Source organism: Geomesophilobacter sediminis, assembly GCF_016458275.1.
Lineage (GTDB): Bacteria > Desulfobacterota > Desulfuromonadia > Geobacterales > Geobacteraceae > Geomesophilobacter > Geomesophilobacter sediminis.
The window spans coordinates 39,717-64,097 of record NZ_JAEMHM010000028.1; the positions used below are offsets into that span (position 1 = coordinate 39,717).

The window sequence follows — 24,381 nt, forward strand, 5'->3', positions numbered from 1 at the left end:
GGCGAGCCTCTGAAACTTCTTGAGGAAATACAAAGGGAACTCCGCTCGCCGGATGAGGAAGTCCGCCGGCTCGCCGTCGTCTCGCTCGCGGGGCACCCCCTCGAGGAGACCGCGGAACTCGTTTTCGGCGCCATGGGGGACCAGAGCTGGCGCGTCCGCAAGGAGGCCGTTGCCGTGCTGCTCGGCTCCGGGGTGCCTTCCCCCGACGTGGTCGAGGGGCTGATCTCCCTTTTGCGCTGCCACGACAACGCCGGCAAGCGCAACGCGGCGGTGGAGTCGCTGGTCGGCCTGGGATCGGTCGCGGTCAAGCCGCTTTGCCGCCATCTCAACGACTACGACCACGACCTGCGCAAGTTCGTGATCGACATCCTGGGGAGCATCGGCTCCTCCGACTGCGTGCCGCTTTTGATCCAGGCGATGGACGATCCCGACCCCAACGTGCGCAGCGGCGCGGTCGAAAACCTCGGCAAGATCGGCGACCCTCAGGCGCTCCCGGCGCTTTTGGGGGCCCTCTCCGAGGGTGACGTCTGGTTCCGCTTCACCGTGCTCGACGCCCTGGCGGCGATCGGCGCGCCGGTGCCGCTCCCGACCATCGCGCCCCTCATGGGCGAGACCCTCTTGCGCCGCGCCATCTACGACTGTCTCGGCGCGGTCGGCGGGATGGAGGCCTTCCCCATCCTGCTCGACGGGATCCAGGAACGGGCCCGTTCCGCCCGGGAGGCCGCCGCCGTTGCCGTGATGCGGCTGCGCAACCGCAGCGACGCGGCCACCCGTGCCTCCATCGAGACCTCGCTGCGCGCGCTGAACGGCACCCACCTTTTGGACGGGATCCTGCGCAGCCTGGGGTGCGCCGAGTTCCCCGCGCTCGAGTCGCTGGTGGCGCTTTTGGGGATCATCGGCGATCCGCGGGCGGCGATGCCGCTGGTCGCGCTTTCCCGCCACGAGCGGCTGCGTGCCGGCTGCGTCCAGGCCTTCCGCGGCATCGGGGTTGCCGTCCTTCCCGAGCTGTGGGATTACTTCCCCTCGGCCACCCCCGACGAGCGCGCCTTCATCGCGTATCTCACCGGCGAGCTGCAGTACGCCCCCGGGGTTGAGCGCCTGATCGAGGGGCTGAAAGACGAGATGCCCTCTCTGCGCGCCGCGTCGCTCCTCTCGCTGGGCAAGCTCAACGTGAAGAGCGCGGTGAAGCGGATGGCGCGCCTTCTGGGCGACCGGGATCCGCTGGTGCGTGCCGCGGCCCGCGAGGCGCTGGACCGCCTGACCGCGACCCAGCCCGAGGCGATGGCCGACATCTGCGCCGGGCTCGCCACCTCCGAACACGCCGCTCGTCGGCGCGACGCCGCGATCCTTCTGGCCGGGCTCAAGGACGCCGACCGTCTCTACCTTTTGGCCAAGGACGAGGACGCCACCGTGCGGCAGGCCGCGGTCAGCTCGCTGTCCCGGCTGCGCGACCCGCAGGGGGTGAAGCACCTGGTGATGGCCCTGGTTGACGAAGTACCCGAGGTCCGGGTCGCCGCCGCGGCGGCTTTGGGGGAGCTGGGGGGCGACGAGGCGCTCCAGCCGCTGCTTCTGGCTTTGAACGACGCCGATCCCGGGGTGCAGATCGCCGCGCTGCGCGGCCTGGCCCATCTCAAGGACGACCGCGCCCTTGCCGGGGTCGCCCTCCTGGTTTCCCACAGCCGCGGGGCGGTCCTCATTGCCGGTTTGAAGACCCTTGCCGCGGTCGGTGGCGAGGCGGCGCTCACCCCGGTCAAGGAGGCCCTCTCCGACGGTGACGAGGAAGTGGTGGAGGCCGCCATCGAGATCCTGGCCCGCTTCGGCGGGGAGTGGATCGCCGAGTGCCGCGACGATCTTTTGAGGCATCCGCACTGGGGGGTGCGCAGCTCGTTTGTGCGCGCCATGGGCGAGACCCTCGGGGAGCGTGCGCTCCCCTACCTCAAGAAGGCCCGGGAAGGGGAGTCCGATCCGCTGGTGCGCGGGGAGATCGAAGGGCTCATGGACAGGCTCGGCTGATGCTGTTCTTTACCGAACCGGACCAGCAGCTCACCGAGGAGGAATTCCGTCTCATTCGGGACCTCATTTACCATCACTGCGGGATTTTTTTCGACAGTGACAGTAAATACCTTCTCGACAAGCGCCTGTACCGCCGGCTGGTCCATCACAGCCTGGGGAGCTTCCGCGAGTACTACCAGTTCCTCAAGTACCATCCCAAGCGCAACGAGGAGCTGTCCGACATCATGGACATCCTCACCACCAACGAGACCTACTTCTTCCGCGAGGGGTTCCAGCTCAAGGCGTACACCGACGAGATCCTTCCGGACCTGATGAAGCTCAGGGAGAAGGAGCGGACCTTGCGGATCTGGAGCGCCGGGTGCTCCACCGGTGAGGAGCCCTACACCATCGCCATGCTGATGCTGGAGATGGGGTGCTTCCTCGGGTGGCGCGTCGAGATCGTGGGCTCCGACATCAGCCAGCGGGTGGTGCAGCAGGCGCGCAAGGGGGTCTACGGCCAGGCGTCGTTTCGGTCCACCGAGGAGCACTACCTCAAGCGCTACTTCGTGAAGACCCCCGACGGGTACCGCATCGCCGACCAGGTCCGCGAGCTGGTTTCGATCAGCCACATGAACCTGTTCGACGCGAACCGGCTCGCCCTTCTGGGGAAGATGGACGTAATCTTTTGCCGCAACGTCATCATCTACTTCGACAATGACGCCAAGAAGCGGCTGATCGACTCCTTCTACCACACGCTCAGCTCCGGCGGATACCTGCTGCTGGGGCACTCCGAGTCGTTGATGAACCTTTCAACCGCCTTTGCATTGCGCCACCTGAAAAACGACATGGTCTACCAGAAGACGGTGGCCCTGTAGCAGAAGAGCCGAGGGGATTGAATTTGAAGAAGACGGTACGTGTAGTAGTTGTCGACGATTCCGCCTACAGCCGGCGGGCCATCACCAGGATGCTGGAAGCGATCCCGGAGGTCCAGGTGGTGGGGTATGCGACCAACGGCGAGGAGGGAATCCGCCGGGTGATCGACCTCGCCCCGGACCTGGTCACCCTCGACCTGGAAATGCCCCGGATGGACGGCTTCACCATGCTGCGCATCCTGATGGCGAGCTCCCCGGTTCCGGTCATCGTCATCAGCTCGACCCGCGGCGACGAAAAGGTTTTCAAGGCGCTCGAACTCGGCGCGGTCGATTTCATCACCAAGCCGACCGGGGTCGCCTCCGAGGATCTGCTCAACATCCAGGAAGACCTGCACGAGAAGGTCCAGGCGGTCTTCAAGCTGAACATCGCCCAGGTGCTGCACAAGCGCCTGGAGCCCCCCCGGGTGGAGGAAGTGCCCGTTTCGCAGCCGGCGCCGCGCCCGGCCTCCACCACCATCGACGTGGTTGCCATCGGCTCTTCCACCGGCGGGCCTCCCGCGCTGCAGGACATCTTCGCCTCGTTCAAACAGGTGCCCCCGTTTGCCATGGTCATCTCGCAGCACATGCCGGGCGGTTTCACCAGGACCTTCGCGGACCGGCTCAACCGGAGCTCCGGTTTCGAGGTGTGGGAGGCGCGCGACGGCGACGCGGTGGTCCCGGGACGGGCGCTGATCGCTCCGGGGGGGAAGAACCTCACCTTCGTCGAGGCGGACGGCAAGGTGGTCGCCCAGGTGGTCGACCCGACCGACAAGGAGCGCTACGTCCCCAGCGTGGACGTGATGTTCGCCAGCGCGGCGCGCATCTGGAAGAACCGGCTGCTGGCGGTGGTCCTGACCGGGATGGGAAACGACGGGGCGGAAGGGGTCGTGCAGGCCAAGCGGGCCGGAGCGCAGGTCCTCGCCGAGTCGGAGGAATCCTGCGTGGTCTTCGGGATGCCGCGCGAGGCGATCCTGACCGGGATGGTGGACAAGGTGGTGACCCTGGACCAGATGCCGCGCGAGATCGTGCTGCGCTGCGGGCTCGCCCCGCGGTTCGGGTAATGGGTTGCCCCCTTGCCGGAACACGGGATGCGGGAACTCTGGATTCCGGAGCTCGCGCCGGTGGGAGCGCCATTCCTGGCGCGAATCCCCCGTTGTCCGCTCCCACAGAAAAAGATGGCCGTACCGGGCCATATTTTGCGATGCTATCAATGTACCGAGGTGACGTAACAACCCGGAGGGATAAAGCCGGATGTCGACTTATCGAATCCTGATCGTCGAAGACTCGCTGACCATGAGGCAGCTGATTTCCTTCGCCCTGAACCGCATCCGCGGCGCCCGTCTCGTGGAGGCGTCCGACGGGATGGAAGGGCTGAAAAAGCTCTCGATGGAGCGGTTCGACCTGATCCTCACCGACATCAACATGCCCGTGATGGACGGCCTGAAGCTGGTGAGCCTGATCCGCAGCGACCCCGGCTATGCCAACGTCCCGATCATCGTCATCACCACCGAGGCCGCCCAGGAGGACCGGGAGCGCGCCCTGGCGCTGGGGGCCAACGATTACATCACCAAGCCGATGCAGCCCTCCAAGGTCTACGAGGTGGCGCGCCGGTTGCTCAACGTCGAACAATGATCAACGATCAAAAGCCGTAATAGATACTTCAGGTAGTAACAAAATAAGAATAAGAGCGATGAACAATGATATGAACGCAGTACCGTTCATTGATCATTGTTCATTGTTCATTGAATTCCGGAGGTTTTGATGGAGGAGCGGTACAACCCTAAACAGGTCGAGGAAAAGTGGCAGGGGTTCTGGGAAACGAACAAGAGCTTCAAGGCGGTCGAGGACGCGCAGCGCGAGAAGTACTACCTCCTCGAGATGTTTCCCTATCCCTCGGGTCGGATCCACATGGGTCACGTCCGCAACTACTCGATCGGTGACGTCATCGCCCGCTTCAAACGGATGCGCGGCTTCAACGTCCTGCACCCGATGGGGTGGGACGCGTTCGGGATGCCGGCGGAAAACGCGGCGATCCAGAACAAGAGCCATCCGGCGAAATGGACCTACGAGAACATCGACTACATGCGCGGCCAGCTGAAGCGCCTAGGCCTTTCCTACGACTGGGACCGCGAACTCGCCACCTGCGACCTCGACTATTACAAGTGGGAGCAGCAGATCTTCCTCGAAATGTACGAGAAAGGTCTCGCCTACAAGAAGGTCTCCCCGGTCAACTGGTGCCCCAAATGCCAGACGGTGCTCGCCAACGAGCAGGTCGAAGACGGCGCCTGCTGGCGCTGCGACTCCGAGGTGGTGCAAAAGGAGCTGGAACAGTGGTCGTTCCGGATCACCGCCTACGCGCAGGAGCTTCTCGATGACACCTACAAGCTGACCAACGGCTGGCCGGAGCGCGTCCTCACCATGCAGCGCAACTGGATCGGGCGCAGCGTCGGCTGCGAGGTCGAGTTCCCGCTGGAAGACGGCTCTTCCAAGATCACGGTCTTCACCACCCGCCAGGATACCCTTTACGGCGCCACCTTCATGTCGCTTGCCCCGGAGCACCCGATGGCGCTCCAGCTCGCCACCGACGCGCAGCGCCCGCAGGTCGAGGCATTCATCGACAAGGTGAAGAAGAGCGACAAACTCAAGCGCGGCGCCGAGGACCAGGAGAAGGAAGGGGTCTTCACCGGTGCCTACTGCATCAACCCGCTCACCAAGGTGAAGATGCCGATCTTCCTCGCCAACTTCGTCCTCATGGAGTACGGCACCGGTGCGGTCATGGCGGTTCCGACCCACGACCAGCGCGACTTCGAGTTCGCCAAGAAATACGATCTGCCGCTCAAGGTGGTCATCGTGCCGGAAGGGGAGACCCTCGATCCGGCGACCATGACCGAGGCCTTCACCGTCGAAGGGATCATGGTGAGCTCCGGATCTTTCGACGGGATGAAGAGCGGTGACGCCAAGGAGGCGATCGCCGACTTCCTCGAGAAGGAAGGGATCGGCCGCAAGACCGTCAACTTCCGCCTGCGCGACTGGGGCGTTTCCCGGCAGCGTTACTGGGGGAACCCGATCCCGATGATCAACTGCCCCACCTGCGGCGTGGTGCCGGTGCCCAAGGATCAGCTTCCGGTCGTGCTTCCGATGGACGTTGAGTTCACCGGCGAGGGGGGGAACCCGCTGGCCAAGGTGACGAGCTTCGTCAACTGCACCTGCCCGGTCTGCGGCGGCGCCGCGCGGCGCGAGACCGACACCATGGACACCTTCGTGCAGTCCTCCTGGTACTTCCTCCGCTACTGCTCCCCGAAATACAACGAGGGGCCGCTGGACAAAAAGCAGGTGGAAGCCTGGATGCCGGTCGACCAGTACATCGGCGGCATCGAGCATGCCGTTTTGCACCTGCTCTACGCCCGGTTCTTCACCAAGGTGCTGCGCGACCTCGGTTACTGCAACGTGGAGGAGCCGTTCTCCAACCTCCTCACCCAGGGGATGGTGATCAAGGACGGCGCCAAGATGAGCAAGTCCAAGGGGAACGTGGTCGACCCGAACGCCCTCATCGAGCGTTACGGCGCCGACACCGCGCGTCTGTTCTCTCTCTTCGCCGCGCCCCCCGAGAAAGACCTCGACTGGAGCGACCAGGGGGTGGACGGGAGCTACCGCTTCTTAAACCGCGTCTGGCGCCTGGTATTCGAGGCGCTGCCGTTCATCACCGGTGCCGGTGCAGTGGATCCGGCCAAGCTCACCTCCGAAGGGAAGGGGCTGCGCCGTGCGGTGCACAAGACCATCCGCAAGGTCACCGAGGACATCGACGGGCGCTTCCACTTCAACACCGCCATCGCGGCGGTAATGGAGCTCGTGAACGCGATCCAGGCCTTTGAGCCGAAGAGCGCGCCGGGAAATGTGGCCGTCGTGCGCGAGGCCGTCCTCTCGGTGATCCGCCTGCTGGCCCCGTTCGTGCCGCACTTCACCGAGGAACTCTGGACCGCGGTCGGCGAAAAAGGCGCCGTCGAGGCGTCCGGCTGGCCCGGTTTCGATGCCGAGGCGACCGTTGACGAGGAAATCACCGTGGTCGTCCAGGTGAACGGCAAGCTCAGAAGCAAGCTGAACGTCTCCCCCTCCGCCGCCGAGGAAGAGGTCAAGGCTCAGGCCCTGGCCGATGAAAAGGTCCAGCCGTTCCTGGAAGGTAAATCGGTGAAGAAAGTGATCTACGTCGCCGGCAAGCTCGTGAACATCGTCGTCGCCTGAAAACAAACCGCACACGGATAGAACCTCTCAAGGACGGATTCTCACGGACAACCCCTTGCGGGGTTTTCCCGGAAAAGGTCCCTTGATCCGTCTTTTCGAGGTGTTATCCGTGTGCGGCTCCCCTGACTCCAGATCCCGGACCACCGGCCCCGAGAATTCATTATGTCCAAGCTCCTCCTGATACTCCTTGCCGTCCTTGTTCTTTCCGGTTGCGGTTATCATGTCGTCGGCGACCGCGACTTCCTGCAAGGGGCCAACGGCGTCAACGTGATCCTGTTCGTCAACCGGAGCTACCGTTCTGGCGTCGAAGGGGTCCTTGGCAGGCAGATCGTGGATGAATTCGCCCAGCGCTCCGGTGGGAAGGTCCTCCCCGGAGACAAGGCCGACCTGGAACTCGTCGGGGTGATCCTTTCCTACGCAACCATCCCGGTCTCCTACACTGCCAACGACGTCATCCGTGAATACCAGGCATCGCTCAAGGTTGAAGCCACCCTGCGCCAGCGTACCTCGCAGAAAGTTCTCTGGAAGGGAGAGGTGACCGAGACCCAGGTCTATCCGGCGAACATCCCGCCCCAGAACGCCACGACGACCGCCACCCCGGTGCAGCAGAATGCCGGCACCATCCCGCTGCAGCAAAACGCCGAGTCGGCCGCCGTGGAGCGCATCTGCCGCCGGATCGCCGAAGACATCTGGACCAAGGCCGGGGAACGGTTTTGATCAATGATCGATGGACAATGGACCATGGCTATTGGTCAATCGTCAGTGGTCAGTGGTCTTAGAGCAAAGAGTAATGCTCAAACAGCAATGAGCAGGTAAACCCCATAACTCCCCCCTTTGACAAAAGGGGGGCTGGGGGGGATTTGCCTTTGAGGTTTGGGTGCCCTTTATTCCCTTCCCCTGGTCCACCTTGGAAAGCAACCATCCATGAAGCACCAGCTTCACTACAAAGGTCTTTGCAATGAAGCCTGAAGAATTCAACAGATTCGTGGAAAAGGGGGAGCTCGGCCCCCTTTATCTTTTGTATGGGGACGAGCCGTATCTCGTGGAGCGTGCGGTGAAGCGGCTGTTGGACCGCGTCGTCGACCCCGGTTTCCGCGACTTCAACCTGAACGTCTTCTATGGCAACGAATGCAAGGGGGACGAGGTCTTCAGCGCCGCCCAGACCTTGCCGATGTTCGCCGACCGCCGGGTGATCCTGGTGAAGAAAGCGGGTGAACTGAACGCCGCTGCCCAGGAAATCCTCCTTCCCTACCTCCAGGACCCCGCGCCGTCGACCTGCCTCATCCTGCAGGCGGAGAAGATCGACGGACGCAAGAAGTTCTTCCTGGACTTCAAAAAGCGCGGCGAGGCGGTCGAATTCAAGCGCCCCTACGAGAACCAACTCGGCCCCTACATCCGCGACGAAATACGTGCCGCGGGAAAAAGGATCGATCCCTCCGCAGCGGACCTGCTCGGCATCCTGGTCGGGACCAACCTCCAGGAGCTCGCCTCCCAGGTCGAGAAACTCTGCATCTACTGCGGGAACAAGGAAGTGATCGGGATGGACGACGTCCGGGCGATCGTTTCCGACACCAAGGTGGAGAGCGTCTTCGAGTTCACCGATGCCATCGGCGGGAAGGACCTGGCCAAGGCGCTGCGGATGCTCACCTCGCTGTTTCGCGACGGCGAGGTCCCGATTCGGATGCTGGGCGCGGTGGCGCGCCATTTCCGGCAACTGTGGCAGGTGCGGGAACTTTTGGATCGGCGGGTGCCGTCGTCCGAATTGGGTAAGGCAACGGGGATCAACCCGTACTTTTTGAAGAAGGTGACCGATCAGGCGAGAAACTACACGGTGGGCGAGCTGAGGGTGATCTTCGAGAAGATGCTGGAACTGGACCTGGCCTTCAAGTCCGGGGGGCGTTCCGAGGTCCTGTTCGAGCGGTTCGTGACCGAGGTCTGCACTGCGGGGCGGTCCGGGCGGTGAACCGCCCGGCGTTCGACGTTCGACGTTCGACGTTCGACGTTCGACGTTCGACGAGGGCTTGGTGCGCCTCCTCAAGGGGATCCGCCCGCTTTAAGTAGCGAGGGATTACCCTGTGGGAGCGCCTTTCCAGGCGCGAATAACCGCAACCCTGATCACGGCAGGAGAGGGCGTATCCACAAAGGGATTCGCCCCTTTTTTGTTGCAAGGGATTACCCTGTGGGAGCGCCTTTCCAGGCGCGAATAACGCAACCATAATCACGGAGCCCTGCATCACCGCCTTCGGCAGATCGTGCCAGGCGGTTAAACCTGTAGGAGCGACATTCCTGTCGCGATTCCGCGCGGGGCCTAACCCTCTCCCGGAGGAGAGGGGATGCAGCAAATCCAAAGCCAACGCAGAAAAGGGAATCCGTTGCCGGATTCCCTTCCTTGTTACTAGTATGCGTCTCGCCTTATGCGGAGAGAGTATTAACCAGTTTGGTGAGGCGGGAGACGTTCCTGGAGGCGTTGGAGGAGTGGATAACCCCTTTGGTCGCCGCAGAATCGATCACCGGGATCGCCTGAGCCAGAGCCGCGGTTGCAGCAGCCTGATCCTTAGCAGCGACAGCCTCGCGGACCCGCTTGATGAAGGTACGCAGGGTGGAGCGGACGTGCCGATTGCGATCCGTTCTCTTCTCCGTCTGCCTGATCCTCTTGAGCGCCGATTTATGATTTGCCAAACCACACCTCCAATATTTTTACGCAATGCGCTTTGATTTCGGAAAGTAGGATTTATACCATTTGGCAATGCGCAATGTCAAGCAGAAATGTTGCATAGATTTGCCAACTTATTCACGGAGCCGAAGGGCGGGTTTGAAAAGAGAGGAGGGGCGGCCGACACTGACCGTGGGGCGTATGTACTGTGGGAGCGCGAGGCGTGTATTTACTGTGGGAGGGCCTTTCCAGGCGCGATCCGCCGAAGGCGGTAACGTGACGCCGGGTGCGGTTGATGGAGCCGGGAATGGCGCGCCCACAAGCTAACCAGGTCCTACGGGATGACGTCGCGGCACCGGAAGATGGATTCTTTGTGTAATATATTGAAATTTGAATTATTGAATTGTATACTCGGATGTCGCTCAAGAGGGTGAGTCATCGCCCGGAACGCGCACCAAAATCCTCAACCTAAGAAAGGCACCGCAATGGAAAATAAGGGTAAACGCGATTTCGACGCCGCCGCAGCCACCTGGGACAATGAGCCGCGCCGCCTGAAGCTGGCCCAGGAGGTCGTGGCCGCCATTACCAGCCGGCTTCCCCTCACCGCCGGCATGACGGCACTCGACTATGGCTGCGGCAGCGGCCTGGTCACCCTCGGGCTCCACGGCTTCGTCAGCCGGATCACCGGCGCGGACAGCTCGCAAGGGATGCTCGATGTCCTGGACGCCAAAGTCGCCGAGCGTGGGATCGATAACGTCACCACCCTGCACATCGATCTCGAGCACCAGGAAGCGATTCCCGGCAAATACGACTTGATCGTAAGCAGCATGACGATGCACCATGTAAAGGACGTCGAGGGACTGGTTCAAAGTCTCGTCGCCAGCCTCAACCCCGGCGGTTGGCTGGCCCTGGCCGATCTGGAAAAGGAAGACGGCAGTTTTCACGCCGACACCGTCGTCGAGCACAATGGCTTCGAACGCGAGTTCTTCCCCGGAACTTTCCAGAGAGCCGGTCTGTCCGAGATAGGCGTAGTCACGGCGGCCGTAGTGGAGAAAGGGGAGCGCAGCTACCCGGTCTTGCTCGCCTTCGGAAGTAAGTAACCAGCCAACGAGCCCCTGACGGCTCAAAACATGCCACAGGTACCTGGAGGTTCCCATGCCGATATTCGAGTACAGCTGCCGCAGATGCGAGCACCGTTTTGAAAAGGTGCAGAAGTCCCAGGACGCAGCCGAGGTCATCTGCCCGCATTGCGGGTCCGACGACGTGAAGAAGGAGCTCTCCTCCTTCGCCACCGGTTCCGGCGGCGGAGCGTCGTCCCATTCCTGCGCCCCGGGCGGTGGTTGAAGGGTCTGATCGGCGCCGGTCGGCGTCGTCCAACCCTGCCGCGACCGTCATCTCGGCGGTCGCACCACAAAAAAAGGGGGCGCACATCGCGCCCCCAACTTCATCCCCAGCAAGTAATCTCTCCGTTTCCTACCAATCTTCCTTCATCTTCGCGGCTACCTTGTTGAAGAACAGCTCCGGGCTGGTCAGCTTCACCACTTCCTTGTCGCTGTAACCAAGCTCCTTGAAGTTCAGCACGCCGTTGGGGGCGTGGCAGTTGGCGCAGGAAAGCGCCCGGGTCTTGGTGACCAGGTGGCTGCTGGCAAAGTAGATGGTTTGCCACCCCGGAACCGCTTCCTTGGCGACCTGCTCCGGGTTTTTCATCCCCAGGGTGCGGGCGGCCGATTCCACGCCGGCGCGGGTGTTGCCGTTTGCCATGGGCGGTGCGAAGTCCATGGAGAGGAGCTCTCCGGTCTTCTTGTTATAGAACGCTTTCCCCTGGAAGATCTTGAAGGGATAGATCTTGCTCTTGCCGTCCTTTTTGCTCCCCTTGGGGCCGATGAAGTGCGGGGTGTTGGCGACGGTGCCGTTGTACCAGGCATAGACCGGGCTCGATTCGTTGGCCTCCAGTTTCAGCGTGGTCGGCTCGTAGAACTTGTCCGGGTTCTGGGCCCAGACGGTGAAGTCCTTGGCAAAAGCGCCGCCGGTACGCGGAATGTGGCAGGTCTGGCAGGCGACCTTGGCGGTGTGGCGGTTCAGGTCGGCATCTTTGTGCGGGCTCGCGCCGTGGCAGGAGACGTCGGCGCAGGAGAGCCGGACGCCGTCGTTAGCCCAGTTGTTCGGGTCGGTCCCGGTCGGGATCTTGTGGTCTTTCGCCTTGTGGCAGTCGACGCAGACCATTCCCTTGGCGGCATGGGCGTCGGTTTCCTTGGTGAAGGAGAAGCCGCGCTTCACGATGACCCCGCCGCCGGCCGCCTCGTGGCAGACCATGCAGTTCTTCGCGGTCGGCTTGCCGATGGCGAGCGCCGCTTCCTTGGAGCGGTCCTGCCCCATGACCACGCGCCCCTTGTCGTCCTTCATCGGCTTTCTCTTGCGGAAGTCGTACGCGGTGGAGTGGCAGACCAGGCAGTCGATCGCCTTTTCCGCCTCGGCACCCTTGCTCCCGACGTCGTTGAGGTGGTCGCCGGGATGGCAGGTGTTGCAGCCGGAGAACTTGGTCTTGCCGGTTTCGGGGTTCTTGGGGATTTCCTTCAGGTTGTTGACGATGTCGTTGCCGTTGCACATGACGTAGATACGGTTCTGCATCCCGTACTCTTTCTTGGGATCGAGCCCGTCCACGTTGGTCACCTTGGAAGCGTGCTTCCAGTGCACCGTGTCCAAAAACGCCTTGGCCTTGCCGGGGTGGCACTCCTCGCAGGTTTCCGGCCCCTTGTAACCGTTCTCCTTGATGTAGTCCGCGCCGGGATGGGCGGCGTACGCCGCAGTCGCCAAAATGGCGACGGTAAACATTGCAGCTGCCGCAGTCCTCTTCTTCATCTGTGCTCCTCCGCAGTGGTTCGTTGCCCGGCCGGTCTCCGCCCACCGGATGCCGGCCGGGTGGTTAAACATATGAATAATTGGATGAAATCGGGCCAAAAAGAGGCGCTGGAATCAACAGATTGCAGCGCCTTCTTTTATCGGGTCAACAGCCGGCGGTTTTGCGGAAAAACCTGCTGATGTTCTTGCCGTCGATGACTTCGTACTTGCAACGGATCTCGTCACCTTCGACGATGCGGTGGTCCTTGAACTTGTCCAAGGTCAGATCGTCGTTGACGGTGATGACAACGAGCTGTTCGGTCTTGTTGTCCTTGAGGGTTGCCGTGGCCGTCTTGGCGCTGGCACCTTCGATCTCGATCTTGGTGATGACGCCGACCATCTTGATTTCGTCCGCCTGGGCCCCTTTGGTGAAACCGAACACCGACACCGCGACGATGGCTGCTACCACGAGAAATGATACGACTGCCTTCATGACTTTCTCCTTCTGGGCCGGTCCGGGAGGACCAACCCGGGCTCGTCAGCCCGCTTGTTCGAGCCGGCCACCACCTCAACCCCAGAAGAGGGGGTGGCCGGCTGGGAAATGAGTCGATCTGTCGTGGTCAGCGATCCTGGGATAGCCGGTTTTCCCGACCCCAGATCCCGGATCCCCGACCCCGGTTTCTAGAACTTCACCTCGAAGGTCAGGTAGATGTCCTGGGCGTACTTGAGCGGGGTGAGGAGCATCATGTCGGTCGATTTGACCTCGGAGATCTTGACCGGTGCGCCAACCCAGTTGTTGCTGCCGGTGTAGTCGAAGCTGTAGTACTGGTAGCCGAGCCGGAAGAAGGCGGTGGCGAGGTAGGAGGAGATCGGCTTCAGGTTGAGTTCCTGGATCAGGTACGCCTCGTAGACGTCGCCGCGGGTCCCGAGCTTGGAGGTCCACATGTCATCGGCGGACGGGGCGAAGGTGATCCAGTTCTTGGAGCCGTGGTTGTACTCGAGGCCGACCTTGGTGCGGGAAGGCTCGTAGTCGTAGCGGGCGCCGACGTAGGCGGCCCAGCCGGTCTTGTCGGTCGGGGCTTCCGGCTGCAGGAAGCGGCCGGTCATCAGGCCCTGGAAGCCGGCCTGGCCGGAGACGTTGTTGTTCGGGTGGGTGACGCTCAAGCCGGCATCGCCGAAGAAGTTGAGCTTGCCGGGGCCGACGTTCTTGATGGTGCTCATGGCGCCGGCGCCGTACCAGTCGATGTCGCCCAGGTTGACCTTGGGAGCGGTGTTGCCGAAGGCGGTGTTCTGCATGGTCGGGAAGTCGAAGATGCTGAAGCCGCGGTTCCACTGCAGCCAGACGCGCAGCGGGTCGGTGTCGATCGGGATCACGGCGATGCCGAGCATGTCGGTGTCGTTCAGGCTGTTGGCCGGGTTCTCGAAGCCGCTCTCAAAGCCGCGGCCGTAGCAGACCTTCGCGTAGGCGCCGGGGAGGGCATCGATGTCCGGAGCGTAGCCGAGGGTCATGCCGTCGAAGGCGTAGTCGACCAGGAGGGCCGGGGTGCCGCCGTTACCCGGACGCGGGTTGTTCAGGCGCAGGTTGCTCGGCGCGCCGTTGGTGGAGGGGCGACGCCCGACCGAGAACCAGACCGGCTGGTCGCCGATGTTGGACCAGGTGGCGTAGGCGCGGTCCACGTCGAGCAGGCTCGAGGAGGGGACGTGGCCGAGGGTGCCGTCGAAGACGCCGGTGCGGTCGGCAAAGAAGGGGGCGGAGCCGTTGTTGGTGATGGCGCTGTCGTCCTGGGCACCGAAGACCTTATAGGCGAGGAGCCTTACGTTGACGGTAACGTCCTTGGTCGCCTTGGCGTGCAGGTCAAGACCGAGGCGGTTGGTGTAGAGGGAGTCGTTGTTGGGGCGGTAGGAGGGAACCTGCTTGGCGAAATTCCCCAGCCCGCCGATCATCTGCTGGGTCGAGGCCTGGCCCAGGAAGTTGCGGGCGCCGGACAGGGTGTTCGTGTTCTGCATCTGGTTGGAGAAGTTCATCAGGCCGCTGAGCATCGCCGCATTTATCGGGTTGGTCGGGTCGGCAAAGAAGGCGCCCTGAAGCTGCGCCGCGGCGTTGTTGAAGGTTCCCATTGCGTCGGTGAACGCAGCGGTCTGCCCCCGGAGGCTGTCGAAGCGGAACCGGTAGTCGCCGCCGATGGTGAGCCACTTGCTGAGCGACTTGTCTTCGAGCTTTTCGACCTTCCGGGTCAGTTCCTTCTGCTGGTTCTGCGACTTCTCCTCGAGCTGCTGCACCTTCTTGCTCAGTTCATCGACCTTCAATTGCAGGGCCTGGTCGTCCGCCTGGGCGTACGCAGGTGCGGCGAGGGTGGCAATCGCTGCCCCCAACACAAGTCTCTTCGCTACTGTGTTCATCTAACTCCTCCTCGAGTGTTGATCGGCGCCCGGCGCACTGGCGCCCTGCCTCCCCCCTCGCTGCAGTCGATTAGGGAGTTTTAATTAGTTAAACAAAGGTTTGGTTGTGTCGAATATATAGAATGTTGGATTTTAGTGTCAAGCACATTTTTCATATATATGAAGAAATATATAAAACAGTGTTTCGTTTGCGTTACGCCATCGTGCGGCAGGGGGAGTACGGCGTTTAAATCTGTTGACGGGAAGGCGCGAACTTGCGTACTATTCAGCAATTTCGGTAATGGGAACTACACGTGAAACAGGAAAAAATGTTGTATCTGGAAACCTTCGGGTGCCAGATGAATGTCAGTGATTCAGAGAAGATAGTCGCCCTGATGAAGGGGATCGGTTACGGCCGGACCGAGGATCCCCGTCAGGCGGACCTCATTCTCTTAAATACCTGCAGCATCCGGGCGAAGGCCGAGCAGCGCGTCTACGGCCACCTCGGGAAGTTCAAGTCGATCAAGTCCCGCAACCCGCGGCTCATCATCGGGGTAGGGGGGTGCGTCGCCCAGCAGGAAGGGGAGCGGCTTTTGCAGAAGGCCCCCTTCGTGAACCTGGTCTTCGGCACCCACAACATCCATCTCCTCCAGGAGATGGTGAGCGGCGCCGAGCGCGGCGAGCGGCGCATCGAGACCGACTTCATCGACGACGAAAAAAGGTTCGACCTCTTCCCGGCAACCGACGTCGAGGCGGGCGTGACCCGCTTCGTCACCGTCATGCAGGGGTGCGACAACTTCTGCTCCTACTGCATCGTGCCGCACGTGCGCGGCCGGGAGATCAGCCGCAGCGCCGCGAAGATCGTCGAGGAGATCCGCGCCCTGGCGGCGGCCGGTGTCACCGAGGTGACCCTCCTGGGCCAGAACGTGAACTCCTACGGCCGCGGTGGCGCCGACGAACCGGACTTCCCCGGGCTGCTCCGGATGGTCGCCGAGGTTGACGGGATCGAGCGGATTCGCTTTACCACGTCGCATCCAAAAGACTTATCGGACACATTAGTATATTGCTTTAGTCAAATTAATAAGCTTGCCCCGCATATCCATCTCCCGGCCCAGTCCGGGAGCGATCGCATCCTCAAGGCGATGAACCGCGGCTACACGAGGACCGAGTATCTTCGCAAGGTTGCGCTGCTCAAACAGGCCTGCCCGGAGATCCAGATCACCGGTGACATCATCGTCGGCTTCCCCGGCGAGGACGAGGCTGCGTTTGCGGAGACCCTCACCCTGCTCGACGAGGTCGGCTATGCCGATCTCTTCTCCTTCGTCTACTCGCCCCGCCCCGGCACCCAGGCGGCGGAGCTGGAGGACAGTACCGAATACGCGGTGAAGCAGCAGCGGCTGGACCGGCTCCAGCAGAAACAGAAACGTTCCACCCTGGAGCTGAACCGCTCCCTGGTCGGCACCGTGCAGCAGGTGCTGGTGGAGGGGGCGAGCAGTACCGGTGACTGTCTCTTCGGGAGGACCGGGGGGAACCGCGGCACGCTTTTGGATGGCGCTCCTTCCCTGGCGGGAAAGGTGATTCCGGTGCGGATCGTGGAAGGTTTGCAGACCCTGCTCAAAGGCGAGGTGCTCCATTGAGTCAGAGGGAGGAGACTGGCATGTACATCGAGATGAAAGTCTACGGGTTTGCGCTCGATCCGATCGCGCAGATGCCGGTGGTGATCCTCAAAGACGCCGACGGTGAACAGACCGTTCCGGTCTGGATCGGCGCCGCCGAGTCGATCTCCTTCGCCGCAGAATTCATCGGGCGCGAAGCCGCCGGCCGCAACGGGCGCAAGGACGTCTTCACCGCCCTTTTGGAGCGGCTGCAGATGACCGTGGCCGGGATCTACCTCGAAAGCGTTCAGGACGGCGTCTTCACCACCTCGGTACGGGTCCAGCCCGCGGGAGGGGACGAGCTGCGCCTCGAAGTCCACGTAAGCGAGGCGATGCTCTTATCGCTTAAGTACCGCAAGCCGGTCCTGGTGAATCCCGACCTCTTGTCGCAGGTGTCCCAGCTCGACATGAGCGAAGACAGCTTCGCCGACGAGAACAACGCCCGCCGCTTCGTCGACTTCCTCGACCAGCTCGACCCGTCCTCGATGAACAAATACCCGATGTAGGCAATTCAATTGACCATGGATACTTGGCAATTGACCACGCCGCCATCAGCACCTTCCTCATCTTTCGATCCAAGCCATCTTGTTTCCAAGTTCCAGCAATCTCTCGTTCCCAAGTTCCTGCACTCTCTCGTTCCCAAGCTCCAGCTTGGGAACGTAGTCCATTCAGGAAGCTCCCGCTTCACAAAGGCCTCCTTTACCAAGCTGGAGCTTGGATCGTTTTTGCGTTCCCAAGGTGGACCTTGGGCATGAGGCATTGAGCGAGAAGAGACGGTTGCAACTGCTCCTTGCTCCATGCCACGAACCCCATTGTCAACCAACCTCCTTTCATCGTAAGGTAGGGGATAAAGATTTTGGCTGATCAACCGATCTGATCACTTTGGTACCGAATCGACTGACAAGGAGAGTGAACCCCCATGAGAGAAGCATCCATCGAATTCCTGCAGCAGCTTCTTCAAGCGCCGAGCCCTTCCGGATACGAGCAGCCGGCCCAGCGCATTTTCCGTTCCTACATCGCTCCCTTCGCCCAGGTCACGAGCGACGTCATGGGCAACGTCTTCGGGTTCATTCCCGGCGCCGGTGACAACCTCCCCCGGGTCATGCTGGTCGGCCACTCCGACGAGATCGGCCTGCAGGTCCGCTACGTCGACGACAACGGCTTCATCTTTTTCGGCTCCATCGGCGGGGTCGATCCCCACATCACCCCCGGCATGCGGGTCAACGTCCAGGCCGCCCATGGTCCGGTGAAAGGTGTCGTCGGCAAGAAGCCGATCCACCTCATCGAGCCCAAGGAGCGCGACAACGTCATCAAGCTGGAGGCGCAGTACATCGACATCGGGGCCAAGGACAAGGCCGAAGCCCTCTCCCTGATCCGCGTCGGCGATGCGATCACCTTTGCGGTCGGTTTTGAGCGGCTGCACGGCGATCGGGTCACCTCGCGCGGTTTCGACGACAAGGCGGGGAGTTTCGTGGTCGCCGAAGTGCTGCGCGAGGTCGCGGCGCTTGCCCAGCCGCTTGCCGTCGATCTCTACGGCGTCTCCTCGGTGCAGGAGGAAGTCGGTCTGCGCGGCGGCACCACGAGCTGCTACTCGATCAAGCCCGACGTCGGGATCTGCGTGGAAGTGGATTTCGCCACCGACCAGCCCGACGTGGACAAGAAGCACAACGGCGAGGTCGGGCTCGGCAAGGGGCCGATCCTGCCGCGCGGCGCCAACATCAACCCGGTCCTCTTCGATCTGCTGAGCGGCGCCGCCGAAACGGACCACATCCCGGTCCAGTACACCGGCATCCCGCGTGCCACCGGCACCGACGCCAACGTGATGCAGATCTCCCGCGGCGGCGTGGCCACCGCACTGGTGAAGATCCCGCTTCGTTACATGCATACCCCGGTCGAGACCCTGGAGCTCGCCGACCTGGAGAACTGCGTGAAGCTCATCGTCGCGACGCTCGCCCGGATCACCGACAAAAACGCCTTCATCCCGCAATAACCATTGAAGGCAGACCCTTTCGTCGTTGAGGCACAGGCAAAGGCAAATCCCCGTAAATCCCCTTCTCAATGGGGGACTTCCAAGTCCGCAGACTCCCCCCTTTGAAAAAGGGGGGCTGGGGGGGATTTGCCTCCAGAGCAATCTAAGCGAAGGGGGTCTTGAGAAAGGTCCTTGAACTCCCCCCTTTGCGAAGGGGGGCAGGGGGGGATTTGCTTCTAAGATTTTTCCGACACTTCAAGTGTTGTATGTGTGACACCTCTAATGCCATTGCCCGGGCAGCAACCGCCCCGACAACTCTTTCAACCATATTCCCGATACTTATCCGGTAAACACAACTGGTTATAATTTAGACGTTTTTATTTGACCTTGCCGTCTCCTTGGACTATATTGCTCGGTTAATATCCCGCGCCGTTCCAAACAAAAGGAGTTCCCCATGTTGGAAAGCAACATCCCAGAAGGTCTTACATTCGATGATGTCTTGCTCCTCCCCGCTCACTCTCTCATCCTCCCCCGCGACGTAGAACTTTCCACCCGGCTCACCAAGAACATCCAGTTGAACATACCGCTTGTGAGTGCGGCCATGGACACCGTTACCGAGGCGAGGGCGGCGATCTGCATGGCGCGGGAAGGCGGCCTCGGCTTCATCCACAAGAACCTCACCATCGCCGAGCAGGCGATGGAGGTCGACAAGGTGAAGAAGAGCGAATCGGGGATGATCGTCGACCCGATCACCATGCGCCCCAACCAGCGCATCCGCGAAGCCCTCGAGCTGATGGCGAAGTACCGCATCTCCGGGGTCCCCATCACCAAACCCAACGGCAAGCTGGTCGGCATCCTCACCAACCGCGACCTCCGTTTCGAAACCAACCTCGATCTCCCCATCTCCGACCGCATGACCAAGCGCAACCTGGTCACCGTTCCGGTCGGGACCACCCTGGACCAGGCGAAGGAGCACCTCAAGCACACCCGCGTCGAGAAACTCCTCGTGGTCGATGACGACAAGAACCTCCGGGGTCTCATCACCATCAAGGACATCGAGAAGATCAAGAAATATCCCAACGCCTGCAAGGACGCCCTGGGCCGTCTGCGCGTCGGCGCCGCGGTCGGCCCGACCGCCGACGTGGACGCCCGCATCGACGCCCTGATGAAAGCCGGCGTCGACGTCATCGTCGTCGATACCGCCCACGGCCACTCCCAGGGCGTTCTCGACGCCATCGTCCGGATCAAGGCGACCTTCCCGAGCCTTGAGCTCATCGCCGGCAACATCGCCACCGCCGACGCCGCCGAGGCGCTCATCAAGGCCGGGGTCGATACCATCAAGGTCGGCATCGGACCGGGCTCCATCTGCACCACGCGCGTCGTGGCCGGTATCGGCGTCCCGCAGATCACCGCCATCGCCGAGTGCTCCCGGATCGCCAAGAAATACGGCGTGCCCCTCATCGCCGACGGCGGGATCAAGTACTCCGGCGACATCACCAAGGCGGTTGCCGCCGGTGCCGACGTCATCATGGTCGGCTCCCTCTTCGCCGGGACCGAAGAGTCCCCGGGCGACACCATCCTCTACCAGGGTCGCGCCTACAAGGGCTACCGCGGCATGGGCTCCATCGGCGCCATGAAAGAGGGGAGCAAGGACCGCTACTTCCAAAGCGACGTCGAGAGCGAGATCAAGCTCGTCCCCGAAGGGATCGAAGGGATGGTCCCGCTGCGCGGACCGCTTTCCGCCAACGTGCACCAGCTGATCGGCGGCCTGCGTGCCGGCATGGGCTACACCGGGAGCCGGACCATCGAGGAGCTGCAGCAAAACGGCCGCTTCGTGCGGATCACCGGCGCCGGCCTCAAGGAATCCCACGTCCACGACGTCATGATCACCAAAGAAGCCCCGAACTACCGCGTCGAGAAGTAGACCAACGAAATGAAGAAGGGGACTGGCTCCGCAGGTGCCAGTCCCCCTTTATTTGATTCCAATACCGGTAGCGAAAAAGGCCGTATTAAAGCACCCCCGTCTCTTTCAGCGTCCCCTCCCTTTCAAGGGGAGGGACAGGGTGAGGATGGGGTCCTCAGACCTACATAAGGCAAATTCCCTCCGTCTTCGCTGGAGCTTCGGCGGACCAGCCTTCCCCCTTTGCCAAAGGGGGGATGCACACACAAAGAGGAATAACATGACTGTCGATATCCATTCCGAGAAGGTGCTGATCCTCGATTTCGGTTCCCAGGTAACCCAGCTGATCGCGCGCCGGGTCCGGGAGCAGAGCGTCTACTGCGAGATCCACCCCTACAACATGGCCCTGGAGAAGATCAAGGAGTTCGCCCCGAAAGGGATCATCCTCTCCGGCGGCCCCTCCAGCGTCTACGACAAGGACGCCCCGCACTCCGATCTCGGCATCTACGATCTCGGCGTGCCCGTCCTGGGCATCTGCTACGGCATGCAGCTGATGACCCAGCAGCTCGGCGGCCGCGTCGAGCGCTGCGACAAGCGCGAGTTCGGCCGCGCCACCCTGGAACTCGACGGTGCCAGCGAGATCTTCGCCAGTTTCACCGGTGACGTCGAAGTCTGGATGTCCCACGGCGACCGGATCGAACTGATGCCGGAAGGCTTCGCCCTCATGGCCCATACCACCGGCTGCCCGACCGCCGCCATGAAGGACGAGAAGCGCCGCTTCTATGGCCTTCAGTTCCACCCCGAGGTGGTGCACACCCCGCGCGGCGACGAGATGATCGGCAACTTCGTCTTCAACATCTGCGGCTGCGTCCCGACCTGGACCATGGCCAACTTCATCGAGACCGAGACCGCCTCGATCCGCGAGAAGGTCGGCAACGGCAAAGTGCTCTGCGCCCTCTCCGGCGGGGTCGACTCCGCCGTCGTCGCGGTCCTGATCCACCGCGCCATCGGCGACCAGCTCCACTGCGTCTTCGTGAACAACGGTCTTTTGCGCAAGGGCGAGGCCGACAAGGTGGTGAACCTCTTCACCAAGCACTTCAAGATCAACCTGCACCACGTCGACGCGACCGACCGCTTCCTGGACAAGCTCTCCGGCATCTCCGACCCGGAGCGCAAGCGCAAGATCATCGGCAACGAATTCATCTACCTCTTCGAGGAAGAAGCCAAGAAGCTGGGGCAGGTCGACTACCTCGCCCAGGGGACCCTGTACCCCGACGTGATCGAGTCCGTCTCCACCAAGGGCCCCTCCGCGGTCATCAAGAGCCACCACAACGTCGGCGGGCTCCCCGAGAAGATGAACCTGAAGCTCCTCGAACCGGTGCGCGAGCTCTTCAAGGACGAAGTGCGGCTTTTGGGCAAGGAACTCGGCATGCCCGACGAAGTCGTCTACCGCCAGCCGTTCCCGGGCCCCGGTCTCGCCATCCGCTGCATCGGGGAGCTCTCCAAGGAGAAGCTCGACATCCTGCGCGAGGCCGACGCCATCGTCATCGAAGAGATCCGCAAGGCCGGGCTCTACCGCGAGATCTGGCAGTCCTTCGCCGTGCTTTTGCCGGTGAAGACCGTCGGCGTCATGGGCGATGCCCGTACCTACGAATACACCTGCGCCCTGCGCGCCGTGAACTCCATCGACGGCATGACCGCCGACTGGGTCAAGCTTCCCTATGAGATCCTGGGCAGTATTTCCTCCCGGATCATCAACGAAGTAAAAGGCGTGAACCGCGTGGTCTACGACATCAGCCAGAAACCGCCGGCAACCATCGAGTGGGAATAGACGTCAATTGACAATGGACAATTGATAATGGACAACGGAAACCCCGTCTTCGCCTCCATTCTCCCTCTCCTTCAAGGGGAGGGGCGGGGTGAGGATGGGGTTTTCGTGCTCTTACCTCCCATAGCTGAACTCCGAACTCTGAACTCCGAACTCCGAACTCTGAACTCTGAACTAAAAACGTTGAACGTTGAACGTTGAACGTTGAACAGGATTCCCTGATGCGACTTCTCATCTTCGACCTCGACGGCACCCTGATCGACTCCCTGGCCGACCTCGCCAACGCGACCAACCAAATGCTGGAGCACTTCTCCCGGCCGAAGCTGGCCGTGGACGAAGTCCGCAAGCTGGTAGGGCAGGGGGCGCGCCGGCTGGTCGAGCGGGCCCTTTCCGGCGCGACGCCGGAGGAAGTCGACCAGGCTCTGCAGCTCTTTCTCGATTTCAACCTGGCCCACATCGCCGACGAGACCCGCGCCTATCCCGGCGTCGCCGAGACGCTGCAGAAGTTGGGCGAGAAAGGCTACACCTGCTGCGTCCTCTCCAACAAGAACGTGGCGCTGTGCCGGCAGGTGCTCGACACCCTCGGCATGTCCGGCCTGGTTTCCGCGATCTACGGAGCGGATTCCTTCCCGTGGCGCAAGCCGTCGCCCGAACCGATCCTTGCGCTGCTCAAGCAGTACCAGGTGGCACCCCGCGACGCGGCGATGATCGGCGACAGCATCAACGACATCGCCGCCGGCAGCGGGGCGGGAGTGGTCACCATCGGCTGCAGCTACGGCTACGGAGACCGCTCCGAGCTCGACGGCGCCGAATACGTCGTGGGTAAATTTGCGGAATTGCTGCAGATATTAAATTAATAAAAATTGTAAAAATATTTGAAAAAATACCTAAAGTTTTGTAAATCCGTTGCCGATACAGTACCTAGCGATTAATCCAAACCGGGAGCGATTCTAAAATGAAAATTGAGGAATACACCGCGCAGGCTACCGTACTGCCGCAAGCACTGCCTGCGAAAACGGAGCAGTCTGCCAATGCAGCACAAACCGATGCCGCGGCAAAGCAGCCGAAGTCCAAGGACAAAGTGCAGCTTTCCGGCATGTCGCCGATTTCGGTCGACACACGGGAGCAGGACGTTGCCCGTGCGCAGCGTGTCGAGGCGATCAAGGCGAGCGTTTCCGCCGGCAAGTACCAGGTACCGGCACGAGCCGTGGCCGAGTCCATGATTTCCAAGATAGCCGGGAGCGGCACCCGGCATTGACGTGGTAATACCCGCTGAACCCTTTGCTGGCGCCAAAAAAACGTTGACAAGGCAGGGGGAGATGAGGTAGAAGTAGAGCTTCATTGAGCGGGAATAACTCAGTGGTAGAGTGTCAGCTTCCCAAGCTGAAGGTCGCGGGTTCGAATCCCGTTTCCCGCTCCAAAAGAAACATTGAAGGGCCAGGTTCTCACGAACTTGGCCCTTTTTGCGTCTGTCGCGATAAACAGAAGCAAACCGCAGAGGACACAGAGGTACACAGAGGGAAAGCCCGGGGACACTGAACAGGGATGAACAGGATGCAGGGGATGGTAGAGCCTGCGGGCAGATCCCCATTAAAAGGAAGAGCCGCTTACCCTGTGGGAGCGCCTTTCCAGGCGCGAACATGTAGGAGCGACATTCCTGTCGCGATTAACAGAAGGATTAACAGAAGCAACACCGCAGAGGACACAGAGGAGCACAGAGGAAAAGCCTGAGAAACTCTGACAGGGATACCAAGGATGCCTTGGATGGAAGCGCCCCTGGGGTGACCCCAGTTCAAGGAAAGGCGGTGCTTACCCTGTGGGAGCGCCTTTCCAGGCGCGAAGATGTAGGAGCGACATTCTTGTCGCGATTAACAGAAGCAAACCGCAGAGGACACTGAGGAGCACAGAGGAAAAGCCCGAGAAACTTTGACAGGGATGCACAGGATGCACTGGATGGAAGCGCCCCTGGGGTGACCCCAGTTCAAGGAAAGGCGGTGCTTACCCTGTGGGAGCGCCT

At 61.7% G+C, this 24,381-nt stretch carries 20 protein-coding genes and 1 tRNA gene; 17 read left to right on the forward strand and 4 right to left on the reverse strand.

Going from position 1 to position 24,381, the window contains the following annotated elements:
* Positions 1–27 precede the first annotated feature (27 nt).
* The 7 genes from JFN93_RS23730 to holA all read left to right on the forward strand — a co-directional run bounded on the left by JFN93_RS23730 (position 28) and on the right by holA (position 9,105).
* Positions 28–2,013 (forward strand): HEAT repeat domain-containing protein, encoded by a 1,986-nt coding sequence (locus JFN93_RS23730; RefSeq protein WP_328754570.1) that lies wholly within the window; start codon positions 28–30, stop codon positions 2,011–2,013.
* A 2-nt stretch (positions 2,014–2,015) separates the two neighbouring features.
* A complete protein-coding gene (locus JFN93_RS23735; protein ID WP_407931901.1) occupies positions 2,016–2,867 on the forward strand; it encodes a CheR family methyltransferase in 852 nt (283 codons plus the stop codon).
* 89 nt (positions 2,868–2,956) lie between these two features.
* Positions 2,957–3,964, forward strand: coding sequence for a chemotaxis-specific protein-glutamate methyltransferase CheB (gene cheB, locus JFN93_RS23740; protein WP_407931902.1), 1,008 nt, complete (start codon positions 2,957–2,959; stop codon positions 3,962–3,964).
* A gap of 190 nt (positions 3,965–4,154) precedes the next feature.
* The gene (locus JFN93_RS23745) at positions 4,155–4,535 is read left to right on the forward strand and encodes a response regulator (RefSeq protein ID WP_199386871.1); all 381 of its coding nucleotides are present in this window, start codon (positions 4,155–4,157) and stop codon (positions 4,533–4,535) included.
* Between the two features lie 129 nt (positions 4,536–4,664).
* Positions 4,665–7,142 carry a leucine--tRNA ligase gene (gene leuS / locus JFN93_RS23750; protein WP_199386872.1) on the forward strand — a complete coding sequence of 826 codons (2,478 nt, stop codon included), beginning with the start codon at positions 4,665–4,667 and terminating at the stop codon, positions 7,140–7,142.
* A 162-nt stretch (positions 7,143–7,304) separates the two neighbouring features.
* The gene (lptE, locus tag JFN93_RS23755) at positions 7,305–7,859 is read left to right on the forward strand and encodes an LPS assembly lipoprotein LptE (protein WP_199386873.1); all 555 of its coding nucleotides are present in this window, start codon (positions 7,305–7,307) and stop codon (positions 7,857–7,859) included.
* 241 nt (positions 7,860–8,100) lie between these two features.
* Entirely contained in the window at positions 8,101–9,105 is a 1,005-nt protein-coding gene (gene holA / locus JFN93_RS23760; protein WP_199386874.1) for a DNA polymerase III subunit delta, read from the forward strand.
* 449 nt (positions 9,106–9,554) lie between these two features.
* On the opposite strand, the gene rpsT is transcribed toward holA, so the two are convergent.
* Positions 9,555–9,821 (reverse strand): 30S ribosomal protein S20, encoded by a 267-nt coding sequence (rpsT, locus tag JFN93_RS23765; protein ID WP_199386875.1) that lies wholly within the window; start codon positions 9,819–9,821, stop codon positions 9,555–9,557.
* 459 nt (positions 9,822–10,280) lie between these two features.
* Between rpsT and JFN93_RS23770 the strand changes: the two genes are divergently transcribed.
* Positions 10,281–10,895 carry a class I SAM-dependent DNA methyltransferase gene (locus JFN93_RS23770; protein ID WP_199386876.1) on the forward strand — a complete coding sequence of 205 codons (615 nt, stop codon included), beginning with the start codon at positions 10,281–10,283 and terminating at the stop codon, positions 10,893–10,895.
* Positions 10,896–10,950: 55 nt separating this feature from the next.
* On the forward strand, positions 10,951–11,139 hold the full coding sequence (locus JFN93_RS23775; RefSeq protein ID WP_199386877.1) for an FmdB family zinc ribbon protein: 189 nt from the start codon (positions 10,951–10,953) through the stop codon (positions 11,137–11,139).
* Positions 11,140–11,268: 129 nt separating this feature from the next.
* Here JFN93_RS23775 and JFN93_RS23780 read toward each other — a convergent pair whose 3' ends face one another.
* From JFN93_RS23780 to JFN93_RS23790, 3 genes are all read right to left on the reverse strand, one after another.
* Positions 11,269–12,654 (reverse strand): cytochrome C, encoded by a 1,386-nt coding sequence (locus JFN93_RS23780; protein ID WP_199386878.1) that lies wholly within the window; start codon positions 12,652–12,654, stop codon positions 11,269–11,271.
* Between the two features lie 145 nt (positions 12,655–12,799).
* Positions 12,800–13,126 (reverse strand): hypothetical protein, encoded by a 327-nt coding sequence (locus JFN93_RS23785; RefSeq protein ID WP_199386879.1) that lies wholly within the window; start codon positions 13,124–13,126, stop codon positions 12,800–12,802.
* A gap of 188 nt (positions 13,127–13,314) precedes the next feature.
* Positions 13,315–15,033, reverse strand: a complete 1,719-nt coding sequence (locus JFN93_RS23790; RefSeq protein WP_199386880.1) for a DUF3373 family protein — start codon at positions 15,031–15,033, stop codon at positions 13,315–13,317.
* Positions 15,034–15,326: 293 nt separating this feature from the next.
* Here JFN93_RS23790 and miaB point away from each other — a divergent pair, with 293 nt between their 5' ends.
* The 8 genes from miaB to JFN93_RS23830 all read left to right on the forward strand — a co-directional run bounded on the left by miaB (position 15,327) and on the right by JFN93_RS23830 (position 23,784).
* Positions 15,327–16,649: a tRNA (N6-isopentenyl adenosine(37)-C2)-methylthiotransferase MiaB gene (miaB, locus tag JFN93_RS23795; RefSeq protein WP_199386881.1), complete on the forward strand. Its 1,323-nt coding sequence runs from the start codon at positions 15,327–15,329 to the stop codon at positions 16,647–16,649.
* A 20-nt stretch (positions 16,650–16,669) separates the two neighbouring features.
* Positions 16,670–17,173 carry a bifunctional nuclease family protein gene (locus JFN93_RS23800; RefSeq protein ID WP_199386882.1) on the forward strand — a complete coding sequence of 168 codons (504 nt, stop codon included), beginning with the start codon at positions 16,670–16,672 and terminating at the stop codon, positions 17,171–17,173.
* Between the two features lie 413 nt (positions 17,174–17,586).
* The gene (locus tag JFN93_RS23805) at positions 17,587–18,657 is read left to right on the forward strand and encodes a M42 family metallopeptidase (protein WP_199386883.1); all 1,071 of its coding nucleotides are present in this window, start codon (positions 17,587–17,589) and stop codon (positions 18,655–18,657) included.
* 433 nt (positions 18,658–19,090) lie between these two features.
* Positions 19,091–20,560 (forward strand): IMP dehydrogenase, encoded by a 1,470-nt coding sequence (gene guaB / locus JFN93_RS23810; protein WP_199386884.1) that lies wholly within the window; start codon positions 19,091–19,093, stop codon positions 20,558–20,560.
* A 256-nt stretch (positions 20,561–20,816) separates the two neighbouring features.
* Positions 20,817–22,367, forward strand: a complete 1,551-nt coding sequence (gene guaA / locus JFN93_RS23815) for a glutamine-hydrolyzing GMP synthase (protein ID WP_199386885.1) — start codon at positions 20,817–20,819, stop codon at positions 22,365–22,367.
* 218 nt (positions 22,368–22,585) lie between these two features.
* Positions 22,586–23,221 carry an HAD family hydrolase gene (locus JFN93_RS23820; RefSeq protein WP_199386886.1) on the forward strand — a complete coding sequence of 212 codons (636 nt, stop codon included), beginning with the start codon at positions 22,586–22,588 and terminating at the stop codon, positions 23,219–23,221.
* A 98-nt stretch (positions 23,222–23,319) separates the two neighbouring features.
* Entirely contained in the window at positions 23,320–23,622 is a 303-nt protein-coding gene (gene flgM / locus JFN93_RS23825) for a flagellar biosynthesis anti-sigma factor FlgM (RefSeq protein ID WP_199386887.1), read from the forward strand.
* Between the two features lie 87 nt (positions 23,623–23,709).
* Positions 23,710–23,784 (forward strand) — tRNA-Gly (locus tag JFN93_RS23830).
* The last annotated feature ends 597 nt before the right edge of the window (positions 23,785–24,381 follow it).

Bases quoted from the DNA above. Each gene is read 5' to 3' on its own strand.
- cheB (WP_407931902.1), top strand. From the start codon at position 2,957: ATGCTGGAAGCGATCCCGGAGGTCCAGGTGGTGGGGTATGCGACCAAC.
- JFN93_RS23745 (WP_199386871.1), top strand. From the start codon at position 4,155: ATGTCGACTTATCGAATCCTGATCGTCGAAGACTCGCTGACCATGAGG.
- leuS (WP_199386872.1), top strand. From the start codon at position 4,665: ATGGAGGAGCGGTACAACCCTAAACAGGTCGAGGAAAAGTGGCAGGGG.
- lptE (WP_199386873.1), top strand. From the start codon at position 7,305: ATGTCCAAGCTCCTCCTGATACTCCTTGCCGTCCTTGTTCTTTCCGGT.
- holA (WP_199386874.1), top strand. From the start codon at position 8,101: ATGAAGCCTGAAGAATTCAACAGATTCGTGGAAAAGGGGGAGCTCGGC.
- JFN93_RS23770 (WP_199386876.1), top strand. From the start codon at position 10,281: ATGGAAAATAAGGGTAAACGCGATTTCGACGCCGCCGCAGCCACCTGG.
- JFN93_RS23775 (WP_199386877.1), top strand. From the start codon at position 10,951: ATGCCGATATTCGAGTACAGCTGCCGCAGATGCGAGCACCGTTTTGAA.
- JFN93_RS23780 (WP_199386878.1), bottom strand. From the start codon at position 12,654: ATGAAGAAGAGGACTGCGGCAGCTGCAATGTTTACCGTCGCCATTTTG.
- JFN93_RS23785 (WP_199386879.1), bottom strand. From the start codon at position 13,126: ATGAAGGCAGTCGTATCATTTCTCGTGGTAGCAGCCATCGTCGCGGTG.
- JFN93_RS23790 (WP_199386880.1), bottom strand. From the start codon at position 15,033: ATGAACACAGTAGCGAAGAGACTTGTGTTGGGGGCAGCGATTGCCACC.
- JFN93_RS23800 (WP_199386882.1), top strand. From the start codon at position 16,670: ATGTACATCGAGATGAAAGTCTACGGGTTTGCGCTCGATCCGATCGCG.
- JFN93_RS23805 (WP_199386883.1), top strand. From the start codon at position 17,587: ATGAGAGAAGCATCCATCGAATTCCTGCAGCAGCTTCTTCAAGCGCCG.
- guaB (WP_199386884.1), top strand. From the start codon at position 19,091: ATGTTGGAAAGCAACATCCCAGAAGGTCTTACATTCGATGATGTCTTG.
- guaA (WP_199386885.1), top strand. From the start codon at position 20,817: ATGACTGTCGATATCCATTCCGAGAAGGTGCTGATCCTCGATTTCGGT.
- JFN93_RS23820 (WP_199386886.1), top strand. From the start codon at position 22,586: ATGCGACTTCTCATCTTCGACCTCGACGGCACCCTGATCGACTCCCTG.
- flgM (WP_199386887.1), top strand. From the start codon at position 23,320: ATGAAAATTGAGGAATACACCGCGCAGGCTACCGTACTGCCGCAAGCA.